This window comes from Pseudomonas asuensis, assembly GCF_014646755.1.
In the GTDB taxonomy this organism is placed as follows: Bacteria; Pseudomonadota; Gammaproteobacteria; order Pseudomonadales; family Pseudomonadaceae; genus Chryseomonas; species Chryseomonas asuensis.
This window is the reverse complement of sequence record NZ_BMNW01000003.1, coordinates 451,604-466,963: the sequence shown is the minus strand read 5'-3', so window position 1 is coordinate 466,963 and position 15,360 is coordinate 451,604. Positions and strand designations below refer to the sequence as shown.

Below are 15,360 nucleotides of genomic sequence, written 5' to 3'. Positions count from 1 at the left end.
CGCTTGACGTACTCATGACCACAACAACCGACGAAAGGTCGATGGCAACAGGAAAAAGGTAACCCATGGTTGATTGGGAATTGGCAAGTCGCAAGAACGATCATCTAGATATTGTCCTTGATCCCAAGCGCGCCCTGAGCAGTATTACGACCGGGTTCGAGCAGGTTCAATTCGAGCACTGCGCTCTACCGGAACTGCATCTGAACCAGATCGATCTTACTAGCACGCTGCTGGGCAAGCGGCTCAAGGCACCCATTCTTATCAGCTCCATGACGGGGGGCCCGGAACGTGCGCAAACCATCAATCGCCATCTTGCCGAAGCCGCTGAGGCGCTAGGCCTGGCACTGGCTGTAGGCTCCCAACGCATTGCCTTGCAAAATGGTGGTGACAAGGGGCTGACCAGTCAATTGCGCCAACTGGCACCCTCTATTCCCATCCTCGCCAATATTGGTGCAGCCCAGTTGGTGGCTGGCTATGGTGTAGCTGAGGCACGCCGAGCGGTCGACATGATTCAGGCCGACGCCCTGATCATTCACCTTAATCCCCTACAGGAAGCGGTGCAGTCAGGAGGTGATCGTAACTGGCAAGGCGTACTGGCGGCCATCGAACATCTGGTAACACATCTGGGCGCCCCGATTGTTATCAAGGAAGTGGGAGCAGGCATTTCTGCTCATGCCGCTCAACAGCTGGTAGAGGCTGGTGTTGCTGTAATCGACATAGCCGGTGCAGGAGGAACCAGTTGGGCCGCCGTCGAAGCCGAACGTGCCCATAACGATCTTGATCGTCTGGTAGCTCAGGCCTTCATCAACTGGGGCATTCCAACGGCCCAGGCCATTGTTCAGGTGCGCAAGCAATGCCCGGATATTCCATTGATCGCCTCAGGCGGCATTCGCAACGGCGTTGATGCGGCCAAAGCCATCCGCCTGGGTGCCAACATGGTAGGCCAGGCTGCAGCTGTATTGCAGAGTGCAACCCTGTCTTCGGAAGCCGTTCTGAACCACTTTGAAGTCATGATCAGGCAACTCAGGGTGGCGTGCTTCTGCACTGGCTCGGCCAATCTGGCCCAGCTGCGTCAGGCACGCCTGTTAACGCCCGTTTCGCTCGCGGAGACCTGAATGACCCACTTCGCCGTTGTTGCACCTGCTTTTTCGAGCCACCTTCGTGCAATGGAAGCCCTTGCCGAAACCCTGGTGGCGCGAGGACACAAGGTCAGCCTACTCCATCAGGCAGATGTTGGCGGGCGGCTTCATAGCACTGCCATTCATTTCCAGCCCATAGGGCTTGAATCCCATCCGGCCGGCTCTCTGGATGCGATGATACGACGCGCAGGCAACCCAGGCGGCCCGCTGGGGCTGATGCGTGTTATCCATGACGTGGCACGCAACACCGCGCTGTTTTGCCGCGAGGCGCCGGAACGCCTGCGTGAACTGGGCGTTGATGCCATCATTGCTGACCAGATGGAAGCTGCCGGAGGGCTCGTTGCCGAACACTTGCGCCTACCTTACATCTCGGTAGCCTGCGCCCTGCCCGTTAACCGCGATCCGCTCGTGCCCCTCCCTGTCATGCCATGGGGTTACGATACCTCGCCGCGCGGTCGTCATCTCAACCAGGGCAGCGCTCAGGTCTACGATCTGCTGATGCATGAGCATGCCCGCGTTATCCGGCGATATGCCAAAGCCTTTGGACTGGCAGAACGGTCAACCTTGGCTGACTGCCTGTCGCCCTATGCTCAAATCAGCCAATGTGTACCGGAATTCGACTTTCCCCGCACTGAACTACCCGCCAACTTTCATGAGGTTGGACCGCTACGTCTGCCAGTCACTCAAGAACCAGCCCTGACCTATCCGATCCGCTCAGACAAGCCCTTTGTCTTTGCCTCCTTGGGTACGCTGCAGGGCGCGCGTTTCACGTTATTCGAGCGAATCGCGCGTGCGTGCAAAATGCTCGACGTACAACTACTGATTGCCCATTGCGGAGGCCTTACCCTAAGCCAATGTGATGCCTTGAAGCGGGCCGGGGCTGACTGGGTAACAGACTTTGCGCCACAACGGGCTACTCTGGCTCGGGCTGACGCGGTTATTACCCATGCGGGCCTCAATACCGTTCTCGATGCTCTGGAAGCCGGCACGCCCATGCTGGCGCTGCCGATTGCCTTTGATCAACCCGGCGTAGCTGCCCGTATTGAGCATGCTGGCGTCGGTCTGCGCTTAAGTCCCAGACGCCTTACGCCCAGCAAACTTGCCTCTTCGCTACAACGCCTCTTGACCGAGCCGCATTTCCGCATGAAAGCCCAGGACTTTCAGCCACGCGTGCAAACAGCTGGCGGAGTGCAGAAAGCAGCCAATATTATCGAGGATGTACTCGGTAAGGCCGCCCTGGAAAGATTGGCATGAGCAGTTACGACCTGATTCTGGTAGGCGGCGGACTGGCCAACGGACTGATTGCACTGAGATTACGCCAAACACGCCCAGAGCTACGTATCTTGCTGATCGAGCAAGATGATCGATTGGGCGGTAATCACACCTGGTCATTTCATGAGCCGGATCTGACAGCGGATCAACATACATGGATTGAGCCACTGGTGGCTCATCGCTGGCCCGAATATCAGGTTTTTTTTCCTGAGTTTGAGCGCACGCTTAACAGCGGATATGCCTCCATTAGCGCTGAACGCTTTCATAAGGTCCTTCTAGAGTACCTAGGGGATTCGATACGCTTGAACGCCTCTGTTAGTGCTATCAGCCCTACAGAGGTCAGGCTTGCCAATGGCGAAGCGCTCCAGGCAGCTGCGGTTCTAGATGGGCGAGGTCATCGCCCTAGCCCCCACATGGGATTAGGCTTCCAGAAATTCCTGGGGCAGGAGCTGCAACTCGAACAGCACCACGGGCTTTCCGGCCCGATCATCATGGATGCTACGGTTCCACAAACAGAAGGTTATCGCTTCATCTATGTCCTGCCGCTGACCCAGGACCGTGTCCTGATCGAAGACACCTACTATGCCGATGGGCAGAACCTTGATCCTGATCGGCTGCGTGAACACATTGCCCGCTATGCCGCGGAGCGTGGTTGGTCAATCCAGGCCTTGATCAGAGAGGAACACGGCGTACTTCCAATCACCCTCAGCGGCGACATCGACGCATTCTGGGCTGAAACGGGCGATATTCCCTCCAGCGGCCTTGCTGCCGGGCTTTTCCATGCCACTACAGGCTACTCGTTACCTGAAGCAGTACGGCTGGCGGAACTTATTGCACGCTGCCCTCGTCTTGATACCTCTACTCTTTTTGATACGGTTCGACAGCACGCGCTGCAACGCTGGCGAACTTATGGATTTTTCCGCCTGCTCAACCGCATGCTGTTTTTAGCCGGCAAGCCTGAGCATCGCTACCGTGTAATGCGACGCTTTTATGGCCTCTCAGAACCCTTGATCCAGCGTTTCTACGCTGGACAATTGAAGCCCAGCGATAAGCTGCGCATTCTGATAGGTAAGCCACCGGTTCCCATACGCGAAGCACTGTCGGCTGCACTGGCTAGCCGTACCGGTCAAACAGGCGGACCGATTAAGGACATCCCATGAATACAGACGTCGCTTCCAACTCCAAGCAAGCTGTTGTCGTTGGTGCCGGTTTCGGCGGGCTGGCTCTGGCCATACGCCTGCAGGCCTCCGGAATTCGCACGACCCTACTCGAAAAACGAGACAAGCCCGGTGGGCGCGCCTACGTCTATGAGGATAAAGGCTTCACCTTTGATGCCGGCCCTACGGTCATTACCGATCCTTCGGCGCTGGAAGAATTGTTTACCCTGGCGGGACGCAAACTGTCCGACTATGTCGAGCTATTGCCTGTCGATCCGTTCTACCAGTTGTGCTGGGAAGACGGCGCGCGCTTCGACTACGTTAATGACCAAGCCCAGCTCGATGCACAAATAAAAGCGCTAGACCCTGCCGATGTCGAAGGTTATCAGCGCTTTCTGGCCTATTCCCGCGAAGTGTTCGAAGAGGGGTACGTAAAGCTGGGCAGCGTCCCCTTCCTGAGCTTCCGGGATATGATTCGTGCCGCGCCACAGCTCATAAAGCTCCAGGCCTGGCGCAGCGTATATGATCAGGTCTCCAAGTTTGTCCGTAACGAAAAGCTTCGTCAGGCGCTTTCGTTTCACACGCTACTGGTCGGCGGCAACCCGTTCGCTACCTCGTCCATCTACGCCTTGATCCATGCACTGGAGCGTCAAGGTGGCGTATGGTTTCCCCGCGGTGGTACAGGCGCCCTGGTCCAGGGACTGGTCAAACTATTCCAGGATATCGGTGGCACGCTGGAGCTTAATGCCCCTGTTGAGCGCATCCTGATCGATAACTGCCGGGTAACAGGCGTCGTCACCACTCAGGGCAAGCAAATCAACGCTGACCTGGTCGCCTCCAACGCCGACGTCATTCATACCTACAAGAAAATGCTCGGCCATCATGTGCATGGCATCGTTGAGGCCAATCGGCTGAAGAAGAAACGCCACAGCATGTCTCTGTTCGTTGTGTACTTTGGTCTGCGTCAGCGTCCTGAAGAGCAGAATCTTCAGCACCACACGATCTGCTTTGGCAATCGATACCGTGGCTTGATTGATGAGCTCTTCTCAGGCCCAGGAGTCCCCGAAGACTTTTCCCTCTACCTGCACTCCCCCTGTGTAACCGATTCCTCCCTGGCACCGGATGGTTGCAGCACTCACTATGTGCTTTCGCCTGTACCGCACCTGGGGAATGCACCGGTTGATTGGTCAGTAGAAGGCCCAAAGTATCGGGACCGCATCCTGGCGTATCTAGAAAAGCATTACATTCCTAACCTGAATCGCGATTTGGTGACCAGCCGGATTTTTACGCCAGAGGATTTCCGCACTGAACTCAATGCGCACGTGGGCTCGGCGTTCTCTCTGGAGCCGATCCTGACCCAGAGTGCCTGGTTCCGCCCGCATAACCGCGATGCGGCCATCCCTAACCTTTATCTGGTGGGTGCTGGTACCCATCCAGGCGCAGGCATTCCTGGGGTAGTTGGCTCTGCCAAAGCTACCGCAAGCGTGATTCTGGGGGACCTGGGAGGGGCCAAATGAGCACAACCGTCGTCGAACACGCAACGCAATCCATTAACGTTGGCTCCAAAAGCTTTGCCGCTGCGGCCAAACTGTTCGATGAACAAACGCGTCAAAGTGCCGTGATGCTTTATGCCTGGTGCCGCTATTGCGATGATGTGGTGGATGGCCAGGATCATGGTCATGGGCAGGTCGACGGCGACCGTACTGCCAGCGAGGCTCGGTTGCGAGAACTTGAAGACCTCACTCGCCGCGCCTATGCCGGCGAGCCCATGAACGAGCCGGCTTTTGCCGCTTTCCAACAGGTCATCCAGCGTCACGCCATTCCTGAACGTTATCCGCTTGAACATCTGGCTGGCTTTCGCATGGATGTGGAAGAGCGCGTCTACTATCGCCTCGACGATACGCTTGAATACTGCTACCACGTCGCAGGTGTAGTAGGCATCATGATGGCGATGCTTATGGGCGCGCATGACGAAGACACCCTCGACCGTGCCTGCGACCTTGGCATGGCGTTCCAGCTGACCAATATTGCACGTGATATCGTAGAAGACGCCCGTATTGGCCGTATCTACCTACCCAGAGAATGGCTGAACGAAGTAGGCATTCCTGCCTCTGAAGTAGCTGATCCTGTACATCGCTCCCGGCTGGCCATTCTGGCGCAGCGCCTGGTCGAGCTGGCGGAACCCTACTACGACTCCGCCGCCACAGGCATTGCCGACCTCCCTCTGCGTTCGGCCTGGTCAATTGCCACTGCTCGTGCCGTCTATCGGGAAATTGGCCTGAAAGTTAACGCACGCGGCCCCAAAGCATGGGACAGCCGAGTATCAACGAGCACAGCCGATAAGCTTCGCCTGGTCATCAGAGGCGCCTTACGCGCGCTAGCTTCACGGGCGGGCCGCTCTAGTCCGCGTCCTGCCAATCTCTGGACCCGCTCGCGCTAGCGTGCTTGCTGAACAGTAGTGTCTCGTTACGAAATGAAGACTTGCTTCTTTTGCTGAAATTAGTCACAAACAAAGCGTCGTACAATGACACTAAACCTAAACTTTTCAGTGGTATAGCAGGTCAGACATAAGCGACTACTTTAAGTCGCTCTACAGTAGTCAAGTACGGGATCTATTTATGCACAAGACGGAATCGGCTGTTCCAAGAGACCTACAAAACGCACCGAACTCGCTCTTCTCGATCATCCCGCTTGTGCCGAGTGCACACACCACGGCCATTACGGACAGAGCGCATACCTACAAACCGGAATTCTTCAATGAGAGCGAATGGGCACTGTTGAAAGCAGCCTGTGAGTGCTTGACCGCACATGCGAATCTGGATACCAGTGAGTCCTTGGTTGATCTACCTGTTTTCATCGATCAACACATGCTGTCACCTTACGCGCACGGTGACCTGGATTGTCTGCAGGACCCTTTCACCGATACTCCCGCCAAGCTTCCAAAAGGCCGACAGCCTATTCGTGACCTGGTCCGCGCCGGACTTGCCGACCTGAACCGCTATAGCCAACAAACGCATCAGCAGCTTTTCACAGCCCTATCAGCTGAAGAGCAGCAGCAGGTACTGAACAATGCAGAAGCGGGCCTCTTGGGTACACAAGCCCAGGAATTCATCGCCCTGCTTCGTACCGAAATCGATCATAGTCGCTTCGCTCACTCGCTGTTTCCCGCGTATGAGCCACTGTCCGCCTAAGACATCCAGACCCAATAAAAAAGCGCGCTTCTGGCGCGCTTTTACGTTTAGGTATTACTGCTGCACCTGCCGCTTTTTAAGTGGGCCGTCATGCAGGTCGCGCAGTTGCTTCTTGAGTGTCGTTACCGACGGTGCGTACAAGAACCCAAACGACACGCACCCTTCCTTTCCGTCCACCGCATGATGCATGCGATGAGCCTGGTAGAGACGCTTCAGGTATCCGCGCCGCGGGACGTACTTGAACGGCCAACGCTGATGAACAAGGCCATCATGAGCAATGAAGTACAACAGGCCGTAGGCGGTCATACCGGCGCCAATCCATTCAATCCGACCATAACCGGACGTACCGAAATAAATCAGAGCGATGGCAATACCGGCAAACACAACGGCATAAAGATCGTTTTTTTCGAACCAACCGGTGCGCGGCTCATGATGGGACTTGTGCCAGCCCCATCCCCAACCATGCATGATGTGCTTGTGCGCGAACCAGGCAAACCATTCCATAAAGGCCACGGTGCCTAGCACGGTCAGCGTATTGATTAAGATATCCATGTCTGGCTCCAGGATTACCCTTTTACCTTACTGCCTGAAACCCGTTTATGCACGACCTGGATCAGGAAACGGGGTCAGACGTCAGTAACAGGGTTGATGGATTTCCCAGCAGCACGGAATCCGTTGGTAGATGTACATTCAACGCAGCTGAGCGCACGACGAAACGTACCTTGGAACTGTGCATAGGCTCACCATCGAGGTTCATATCGACCCCCTCGCTGGCGGAAACCTCAACCCAGGGCAACCGGGTGCGAATGAATAGGTCCTCGCTGGCAAACCCACCGGAAAACCAGGAGCCCAACGTTCCCATTAGATCCTGCGGTGTGGGCAGAATGGTCAGATCCAACATACCGTCATTGACGATTGCATTCGGGCACAGTACATGACCACCGCCCGCTTGCCGGCCATTGCCAATCCCCATAGCCAGAAACTCACCTTCCCACTCGAAATCCGGCCCCTCAAAACGGCCATAGGCGGATCGCACTTCTGCAAATCGCGTAAGGCCCGTCAATAAATAGGCTGTGCCACCCAGTACACGCTTGAGCTCGGAGGAGGTATTAGCCGTCACTTGTGACCCAAACCCGCCAGTGGCCATGTTGAGAAACATCTCGCCATCTGCCTCAATCAAGTCAATCGGTTGCGCCGGTGTATCCAGAAGCGCCAGTGCCTCGGCAGGGTCAGCCGGTATACCTGCCGCCCGGGCAAAGTCATTAGCAGTTCCCAGGGGCATCAGGGCCAGCGACGCATCGGAGCGCGTACGAGCCAAGGCCTCGGCTACCAGCTTGAGCGTGCCGTCACCTCCCCCTGCTACCAGATGCGTGTAACCGGCCGCCACGGCATCTTCAACAAAGCGGGCCGCATCGCCATTTTCCCAGGTTACCCGAACATCAATCGCTTTGCCGGTGGCACGGCGAGCGTCAACCGCTGCTCGGACATCATCATTGGTTGCCTGATTACCATTGAGAATCAGCAGTGTTTTTTCATTGGAATTGGAGACGGTGACAGGAACATTCATGAACAGAGCACCCAGCAAAGTCGAGTGTCAGTAGGACTTCGCCAAAGAGTTCATGTTCCTTGAGACTGGCGTGATTTGTGATAGACCAACCGCTCTGGAACCCACATGGGAAAGCCAAAGCTCTCCCATGTCGTCAGGGCATTAGCCAATCAACTCACTCATGGGAATAAAGCCTACCAAATCGCCTTCGGCGATGGTTCGTCCCTCTCGTACCTCTACCAGTCCATCCGCCCACGCCGCAGTGCGCAAGACATTGGACCCCTGGTCGCGATGAGGAACGACTCGGCCATTTTCCAGACGAGCGCGCTGGTATTCACGGCGATCCCCTACACGTGTCCAGCTGAACCCGGCAGCAACCTGCAGCTGGAGAGGCTCGACATTTTGCACCCCCATACGCCGCAGCAGGTAAGGACGAGCCAGCAGCCCAAACGTCACCAGAGTAGACGCCGGATTACCCGGCAGGCCAATAACCGGCACGCCATTATAGCGGCCACAGGTCAACGGCTTGCCAGGCTTGAGCGCCAGCTTCCAAAGGGTCAGCTCACCTGCCTCGCGCAGGGCCTGCCCCAAGAAATCCGCCTCGCCTACCGATACGCCGCCTGTCGAAAGAATCAGGTCTGCTGACTGCAGTTGTCCCAGCTGCTCACGGGTGCGCTCCAGATCATCAGGCAGGATGCCGGCATCGATTACTTCGCAGCCTAGCCGCTTGAGCCAAGATGCCAGAACCGTACGGTTACTGTTGTAAATCTGGCCCGGCCCCAATGGCTTACCCGGCTCGACCAGCTCATCGCCGGTCGACAGGATCGCCACCCGCGGGCGCCTGAATACCTCAAGGGTCGCGCAGCCCAGTGACGCTGCAATACCCAGCTCAATTGGTCCCAGTCGCTTGCCAGCGTCCAGCACCGTATCGCCCTGGCGGGTCTCGTTACCCTTCAGGCGAACATTTTTGCCGGGCTTAAGCGTCTCCATAAAGCGAATACGGCCGTCATCCAGAACCTCGGTGTTTTCCTGCATTTCTACCGTATCGGCACCTTCAGGCATCGGTGCCCCGGTAAAGATACGTGCGCAGGTTCCTGGCTTGAGGGGCTCCGGGCTTTGACCTGCAAAGATACGCTGGCTGACGGATAGAGGTTCACCCTGAAGATCTTCAAACCGCAAGGCATAGCCGTCCATGGCGCTGTTGGACCACGGCGGCAGATCAAGCCCTGCTATAACCGGCAAGGCCAGCACGCGCCCTTCAGCCTCAGCCAGGGAAACGCGCTCCGTTTCGGTAATCGCATCGGCATCGGCCATCCCCAGAAGACGGGCCAGTGCCTCTTCAATAGGTAACAGGCTCATCCGCGCGGCCCACAGGGCTCAGCCTTCTTCAAATGCGGCACAAAGTTACAGGGGCGATGACGATTGTCCAGTTGCTCCGCCAGAATGCCATCCCAACCGGTACGGCAGGCACCTGTAGAGCCAGGCAAACAGCACACTAGCGTACCGTTGGCCAACCCTGCCAGGGCACGGGACTGGACCGTAGATGTGCCGATGTCTGTCGCAGAGATCTGCCGGAAGTACTCACCAAACCCATCGACCTGCTTGTCCAGCAGGCAGGCTACCGCCTCCGGCGTGCTATCACGTCCGGTAAAACCAGTACCACCCGTGATAACAACAACCTGAACAGTCTCATCAGCAATCCAGTGGGCAACCTGAGCGCGGATTTTATAGAGGTCATCCTTTAGCAACACGCGAGCAGCCAGAAAATGTCCCGCCTCGGTAAGGCGGTCAACCAGCAACTGTCCCGACGTGTCGGTTTCGAAAGTACGGGTATCGCTGACAGTCAGAACGGCAATATTCAGCGGTACAAAGACCGCATCGGCCTTAGAGCTCATAACAATCATCCAAAACGGCAGGTAAGAGACATTTTTATAACACAGGCTGGGCCGCTACGTAGCGATCTGGATAGAGACAAACCGTCGCCCCGCCACTTCTACCAAAGCCGCGTTACACTGGCACTCTGTATCAGAACCAGGACTCTTACATGCCTGCACTCCTTTGCGACTGTTCCATCCTTCTTCTTGCCGGTGGCCGTGGTCAGCGTATGGGGGGAAGAGATAAAGGCCTGATTGAGTGGCACGGCATTCCACTGATTGAGCACATGTACAGAGTGGTCCGCCCCTTAACGGACGACCTCATTATCTCCTGTAATCGTAATGCCGAGCGCTACTCACAATACGCCGATCAGATCGTCAGTGATGCAGAGCCTGATTTTCCAGGGCCGCTGACCGGCATTCGTGCGGGACTCAAGGTGGCGCGTCATCGCTGGATGATTGTCCTGCCATGCGATGCACCACTCATTGATACCGACCTCCTGATTCAGCTGCATCGTTGCGCCCAGGAAGCACCCGACGCACCGGTCATGGTCCGGCAGGGGCGGTTCTGGGAACCCTTATTTTCAGTGCTTCCTACCCTGCAGAAAGACACTATTGAAAAGGCCTGGCAAACAGGCGAGCGCAGCCCCCGCGGTGTTTTCATTCCCTTGGGCGCACGAGCATTGACGGTTAATGAGCAGGACCAGCGTCTTGCCAACATGAACGATGAGCACAGCTTATTGGAGCTTTCGGAACCTGACGGAAGGTAACAGGTCACAATTTCATTAAACGTGCGTTTAAAAGGAGATTGCACATGAGAACCCGGATTCTACCTGCCTGCTTGCTGGCTCTTGGTTTTACCGTTCTGGCTGGTTGCTCCACACCTTCAGTGATCACGCTGAATGATGGACGTGAAATCCAGGCAGTAGATACGCCTAAGTACGATAATGACTCTGGCTTCTATGAATTCGAGCAGCTGGATGGCAAACCTGCCCGCATCAATAAGGATCAGGTTCGTACAATCAAAGAGCTGTAAGGTTTCGCAGTTGGCGCGCAAAAAAATTCACCTAAAACCTTGTCTGCAAAAAGTTTTTAGGTAAAATGCGCGCCATCTTTCGGAGCGTAGCGCAGCTTGGTAGCGCGTCTCGTTCGGGACGAGAAGGTCGCTGGTTCGAATCCAGTCGCTCCGACCAGTATCCCGGCCTAATCGCAGTTAGGCCAACAAAGCCCGCCACTTGCGGGCTTTGTTGCTTCTAATCCTTGTCTTTTGACAGCATTTTACCAAACGTCTTGTCCTTTGCTTCCCACATAAGCGCCCTGTTCACGTAATATCCCGGCTCCGGTTGTGTTTACCTGTAAAGGAAGCGATCTCGCCCTATATTTGGCTGGATCAGCTCGGCTTATGAAAAATATTTTTACCGCTTTCCTGTTCGCTGTAACCACGGCGAGCCTCTCTGTGTACGCGGCCGCTCGCTCAGTAGCACAAACGCCCCCTGCACTTCAGCTGTTCTGTGCCAAAGGCGCTCTGGATGTTGTCGAAAAAATCAGCCCTGTTTATGAGGCGACCTTTGGCAGAAAGCTAATAGGTCATATCGCTCCCGCACGCGGCAGCGATGCTACAACCATCCCTAGCCGGCTTGCTGAAGGTGAGCGAGCCGATGTGTTTCTGCTGGATCGTATGGCTATTTCCAAACTGCAGCAGCAGGGCCATATCGACTCAAGTAGCTGTGCCGACTTTGGCAAGTCTTATATTGCGCTTGCCATTCCCCTGGGAGGAGATCGTCCCGTCATAAGGAGTATGGAAGAGTTCAAGCAGACCCTCCTGGATGCCAAATCGATTGCCTACTCTGAAAGCGCCAGCGGCCTGTATCTGGAAAACGTTCTCTTTAACCTCATGGGTGTCAAAGAACGTATTGCACCTAAATTGAAAAGAATTACAGGTAAATCGGTCGGTGAAGCCGTTGCTAGTGGTGAGGCTGAAATCGGCCTGGAGCAAGTCAGCGAGCTGAGCCCCTTGCAGGGCATTGATATCGTAGGACTGATACCAGACCAGGCGCAAAAAATGACGCTTTATACAGCCTGCATGGCACCTGATACATCCCACCCCGAAGAGGCCCGTCAGTTCATCAAGTACATCAGCTCAAATGCCTCATTCGAGCTGATCAAAGCCAGTGGCTTGCAACCCATCGTCGACCCCGACTATGAGTTGCACTTCAAAAAAGGCTAAGCCTTTGTGTCAGGGCTCTCACACAGAGGCCCTGACCTATTCTGCCTGAATGGTAAACAGCCGCTCACCCTTGGCTGTTACCGCTGTTCCTTCGTCAATATCGGCCAGGTAATTATCATCCATGTCGTATACCTGCTCGCCTTCTATACGGTAGATCAGCTGGTCCCGATCATCAGAAGAGCGCACAAAGCCGTCATTATCGATCAGGCCAATCTGAACGGCCTTGTCGCCGTATCCGAATACCAAGTAACGCCCCTGACTATAATCGGCAGTCATCTCGTTTCCTCCAAGCATTAAGGTTGTCAGGTTATACAACCCCTATCCAACATCCATTCACTGTTCAGATAAAACAGTAAACCCTGAACATTGGAGTCGCTCTGTAAACAAGAGTGCCAATAGGCATGAACTAGAAAGAACTCACAACAAGCGTCATTACGGGACGACGATCCAGTAACGGATGAACCTTGACCTGAGCGCCGGTACTACAGGTAATGATTGAATGATGGCTACCCAGCATCGGCTTTTGCTTGACGACCTCAGGGCAGTCAAAACCAAATGTTTTAGTAGCATGCCATGCAAGATCAGCCTTGCTTAGGTTCTGGCTCGTATTGGCCTTGTTAGGTTGAGCGTTATAAATTGACTGGTCAGCGCGCGTAAGCTCAGCATGAACAGGTAGGGACAACGCCGATGCCAGCAATAGAACTGCAAAATCTTTGCGCATGATAACTCTCTCGACTGCCCGTGCAGCTTTTGAAACGCTCACTCCCTCATTAAAAGCCAGACACCCAAGGCGACTCAGAAACGTTTAGCGCTTGCGACCAACAACCTTCGCAACAACTAACGCATCCTCAATTGCCATCTGCACATCCCCGACAAGGTCAGCCGATACCCATTTATCCGAGCTGACAACATCGAGCTTGGCCTGCTCTGCAATAGTGTCGGGATCGACACCCAGTTTCAGAGCCGCTCCAAATACAGAGGCCAGGGCCTGGCTATACACAACCAATATCCTGTCAGTCATGACTACTTACCTACTATCTTGAGCATATAGGTGAACGCTTTAGTACAACCAACCTCAGCGACATTCCATCGTTAGCACTGTGCACAGTCAGGGAAAGCCCTGCGCCCTTTAAAGTAATAGCTGATGGCGTCAAGGTGCTGCCTTGAGTTTTAAACCGTCTATCAGCTTGCCTTAAAGCACATCAGGAAAACTCCGATAACCTTTTAGCAAGCAGTTCACCCCTACATCTGCTTGTCTCCATGGTCTTTAAGCCTCGATTCGTCGAGGCTTTTTTCATTCTTTCTACCAGTGCCTGCTCATCCTTATATGGATATAGCAAGCACCGTGCCTGAAAATGCGCCTGATTTCTGACATCGCCCCGTCTCCAGCCATAAAAGCGGCTACCCAGATCATTTCTAAACAGTGGCCTGAACTAATTTTGCGTTTACGGTCATATCAAAGCTCTGAATCAGCACGCCCATCTACACAGAGACGTTAGCAAGAACACCATGCACACCTTCGCCCTCTGGCTGACCTCCCTTGGCCTGGTCGCCCTGCTGCTGCCCTATAAGAGTATTTTTACCTGCAGCACTGACGCCTGGTGCTATTCGCCTAATGCCCTATGGCTTCCGCTTTGCCTTATAGTGACGTTGATGTCATTCTGGATTTACAAAAAAGAAAGCGCTTCCAACAAGCGCCAGCGATAGCGTGTGGACTGACAAGCACTATTGCGAATTCAGGCTTGGCCTTTCGTTAAGGGGCCCACTAAGCTCACTAGCTACCGTAGCCATCGTGACTTCAGGGATAAAAGCGCAGATAACGTAAAAGCTAAGCGCATTTGCACATCGGGCAAGCCCTCAGCTCCCCGATATGGCTCGTAAGTGATGGAGGCCCTATCAAGCAGAGCCGGGCTCAGACATCTGACGGTGACGCTCTGCCTTTTGTTGCTCAGACTCGGTGCGATTAGGCCCTTCTCCTTCCTGCTCAACCTCTGGACCGCCTCCATAAACTTCCGCCTGTCCGGCCATCAATGCCTCGAACCCCTGTTGTGCTACCAGAGCAGGATCATTCTTCTGGCCTGATCCTACTTGTGTGTCATCCTCACCGGCACGGTGGAAAAAGTTTGTCTCGGTCGGCCCCGGCATCAGTACAGTGACACTGACTCCGGTCCCTTTCATTTCATTCCCTATGGCATTTCCAAATGAGCGTACAAAAGCCTTGGACGCTCCATATACCGCCTCAAAGGGAACAGGCGATGTTCCAGAAATCGAAGAGGTTAAAAGCATACGTCCCTGCCCCTGAGCAACCATGTCCCGACTGAATAATTTGGCCAGGTGAACTACAGAAACCACGTTGACCTGAATAAGGTTTAGCTCACTTTCCAGTGTCGTCTCCGCCTCGGTACCCGGTACAAAACTGCCACCAACACCTACACCCGCGTTGATAGCAATCGCATCAACTGGGCGATTCAATGCACGGAACGCTGCATACAGTTGCTGTACCCCGTCATGGGTCGCAAGATCAACCGCCACACACTCGACTTGAGCACCCAAGGCCTGCAAGCTCAGCTGGGCATCACTCAAACCTTTACCACGTGAAGCGATTAGTAAGTCGAAGCCGTTCCGAGCAAATTGTCGGGCTAGCTCCAGGCCTATTCCATTTGATGCGCCTGTTACCACAGCCAGTGGTTTTTTTGTCTGAGTCATTCCGGGCTACCCTGTAATAATCATAAAGGGTATGACTTACTAAAAACCGGAACGACTCCCTGACCAATGCCAAAGGCGTAGCCACGGCTGCTAGAAACATGTTTGGCAACTGGTGGGCATCTCACACCAAACATGAATTTGAAAATAATTCTCTGTCAGCCCTTGAACAAACGGATCGCTTCCCCCATCTTTACACGTGCCGAAAGAAGAAAGCGTACTTTCTTTAGATTCTGCCTTTTAATATCAGG

17 protein-coding genes and 1 tRNA gene are annotated in these 15,360 nt (G+C 54.7%); 10 read left to right on the top strand and 8 right to left on the bottom strand.

Going from position 1 to position 15,360, the window contains the following annotated elements; translation table 11 throughout:
- The first annotated feature begins 65 nt into the window (after positions 1-65).
- From fni to IEX86_RS08920, 6 genes are all read left to right on the top strand, one after another.
- On the top strand, positions 66-1,115 hold the full coding sequence (gene fni / locus IEX86_RS08945) for a type 2 isopentenyl-diphosphate Delta-isomerase (protein WP_188865776.1): 1,050 nt from the start codon (positions 66-68) through the stop codon (positions 1,113-1,115).
- Positions 1,116-2,393 carry a glycosyltransferase gene (locus IEX86_RS08940; protein WP_188865775.1) on the top strand — a complete coding sequence of 426 codons (1,278 nt, stop codon included), beginning with the start codon at positions 1,116-1,118 and terminating at the stop codon, positions 2,391-2,393.
- Complete coding sequence (crtY, locus tag IEX86_RS08935; RefSeq protein WP_188865774.1) at positions 2,390-3,571, top strand: lycopene beta-cyclase CrtY; 1,182 nt, start codon at positions 2,390-2,392, stop codon at positions 3,569-3,571. Before IEX86_RS08940 ends, crtY begins: the two co-directional genes overlap by 4 nt.
- Positions 3,568-5,085 (top strand): phytoene desaturase, encoded by a 1,518-nt coding sequence (locus tag IEX86_RS08930; protein ID WP_188865773.1) that lies wholly within the window; start codon positions 3,568-3,570, stop codon positions 5,083-5,085. The genes crtY and IEX86_RS08930 overlap by 4 nt, the downstream gene beginning before the upstream one ends.
- A complete protein-coding gene (locus IEX86_RS08925) occupies positions 5,082-6,008 on the top strand; it encodes a phytoene/squalene synthase family protein (RefSeq protein WP_188865772.1) in 927 nt (308 codons plus the stop codon). The genes IEX86_RS08930 and IEX86_RS08925 overlap by 4 nt, the downstream gene beginning before the upstream one ends.
- Positions 6,009-6,186: 178 nt before the next feature.
- Entirely contained in the window at positions 6,187-6,759 is a 573-nt protein-coding gene (locus tag IEX86_RS08920) for a gluconate 2-dehydrogenase subunit 3 family protein (RefSeq protein WP_188865771.1), read from the top strand.
- A 54-nt stretch (positions 6,760-6,813) separates the two neighbouring features.
- Here IEX86_RS08920 and IEX86_RS08915 read toward each other — a convergent pair whose 3' ends face one another.
- The 4 genes from IEX86_RS08915 to moaB all read right to left on the bottom strand — a co-directional run bounded on the left by IEX86_RS08915 (position 6,814) and on the right by moaB (position 10,200).
- Positions 6,814-7,311 carry a sterol desaturase family protein gene (locus IEX86_RS08915; RefSeq protein ID WP_188865770.1) on the bottom strand — a complete coding sequence of 166 codons (498 nt, stop codon included), beginning with the start codon at positions 7,309-7,311 and terminating at the stop codon, positions 6,814-6,816.
- 61 nt (positions 7,312-7,372) lie between these two features.
- The gene (gene yegS, locus IEX86_RS08910; protein ID WP_188865769.1) at positions 7,373-8,326 is read right to left on the bottom strand and encodes a lipid kinase YegS; all 954 of its coding nucleotides are present in this window, start codon (positions 8,324-8,326) and stop codon (positions 7,373-7,375) included.
- A gap of 141 nt (positions 8,327-8,467) precedes the next feature.
- A complete protein-coding gene (locus tag IEX86_RS08905; RefSeq protein ID WP_188865768.1) occupies positions 8,468-9,664 on the bottom strand; it encodes a molybdopterin molybdotransferase MoeA in 1,197 nt (398 codons plus the stop codon).
- Complete coding sequence (moaB, locus tag IEX86_RS08900; RefSeq protein ID WP_188865767.1) at positions 9,661-10,200, bottom strand: molybdenum cofactor biosynthesis protein B; 540 nt, start codon at positions 10,198-10,200, stop codon at positions 9,661-9,663. The genes IEX86_RS08905 and moaB overlap by 4 nt, the downstream gene beginning before the upstream one ends.
- Positions 10,201-10,349: 149 nt before the next feature.
- Here moaB and mobA point away from each other — a divergent pair, with 149 nt between their 5' ends.
- From mobA to IEX86_RS08880, 4 genes are all read left to right on the top strand, one after another.
- Positions 10,350-10,949, top strand: coding sequence for a molybdenum cofactor guanylyltransferase MobA (mobA, locus tag IEX86_RS08895; RefSeq protein WP_188865766.1), 600 nt, complete (start codon positions 10,350-10,352; stop codon positions 10,947-10,949).
- A 44-nt stretch (positions 10,950-10,993) separates the two neighbouring features.
- The gene (locus IEX86_RS08890) at positions 10,994-11,215 is read left to right on the top strand and encodes a YgdI/YgdR family lipoprotein (protein ID WP_188865765.1); all 222 of its coding nucleotides are present in this window, start codon (positions 10,994-10,996) and stop codon (positions 11,213-11,215) included.
- 80 nt (positions 11,216-11,295) lie between these two features.
- Positions 11,296-11,372: transfer RNA gene (locus tag IEX86_RS08885), tRNA-Pro, on the top strand.
- Between the two features lie 209 nt (positions 11,373-11,581).
- Positions 11,582-12,406 carry a molybdate ABC transporter substrate-binding protein gene (locus IEX86_RS08880; RefSeq protein ID WP_188865764.1) on the top strand — a complete coding sequence of 275 codons (825 nt, stop codon included), beginning with the start codon at positions 11,582-11,584 and terminating at the stop codon, positions 12,404-12,406.
- 36 nt (positions 12,407-12,442) lie between these two features.
- On the opposite strand, the gene IEX86_RS08875 is transcribed toward IEX86_RS08880, so the two are convergent.
- From IEX86_RS08875 to IEX86_RS08860, 4 genes are all read right to left on the bottom strand, one after another.
- Entirely contained in the window at positions 12,443-12,682 is a 240-nt protein-coding gene (locus IEX86_RS08875) for a hypothetical protein (protein ID WP_188865763.1), read from the bottom strand.
- Positions 12,683-12,812: 130 nt separating this feature from the next.
- Positions 12,813-13,127, bottom strand: a complete 315-nt coding sequence (locus IEX86_RS08870) for a hypothetical protein (RefSeq protein WP_188865762.1) — start codon at positions 13,125-13,127, stop codon at positions 12,813-12,815.
- 84 nt (positions 13,128-13,211) lie between these two features.
- A complete protein-coding gene (locus tag IEX86_RS08865; RefSeq protein ID WP_188865761.1) occupies positions 13,212-13,427 on the bottom strand; it encodes a hypothetical protein in 216 nt (71 codons plus the stop codon).
- Between the two features lie 875 nt (positions 13,428-14,302).
- On the bottom strand, positions 14,303-15,112 hold the full coding sequence (locus IEX86_RS08860; RefSeq protein WP_188865760.1) for an SDR family NAD(P)-dependent oxidoreductase: 810 nt from the start codon (positions 15,110-15,112) through the stop codon (positions 14,303-14,305).
- Positions 15,113-15,360 lie beyond the last annotated feature (248 nt).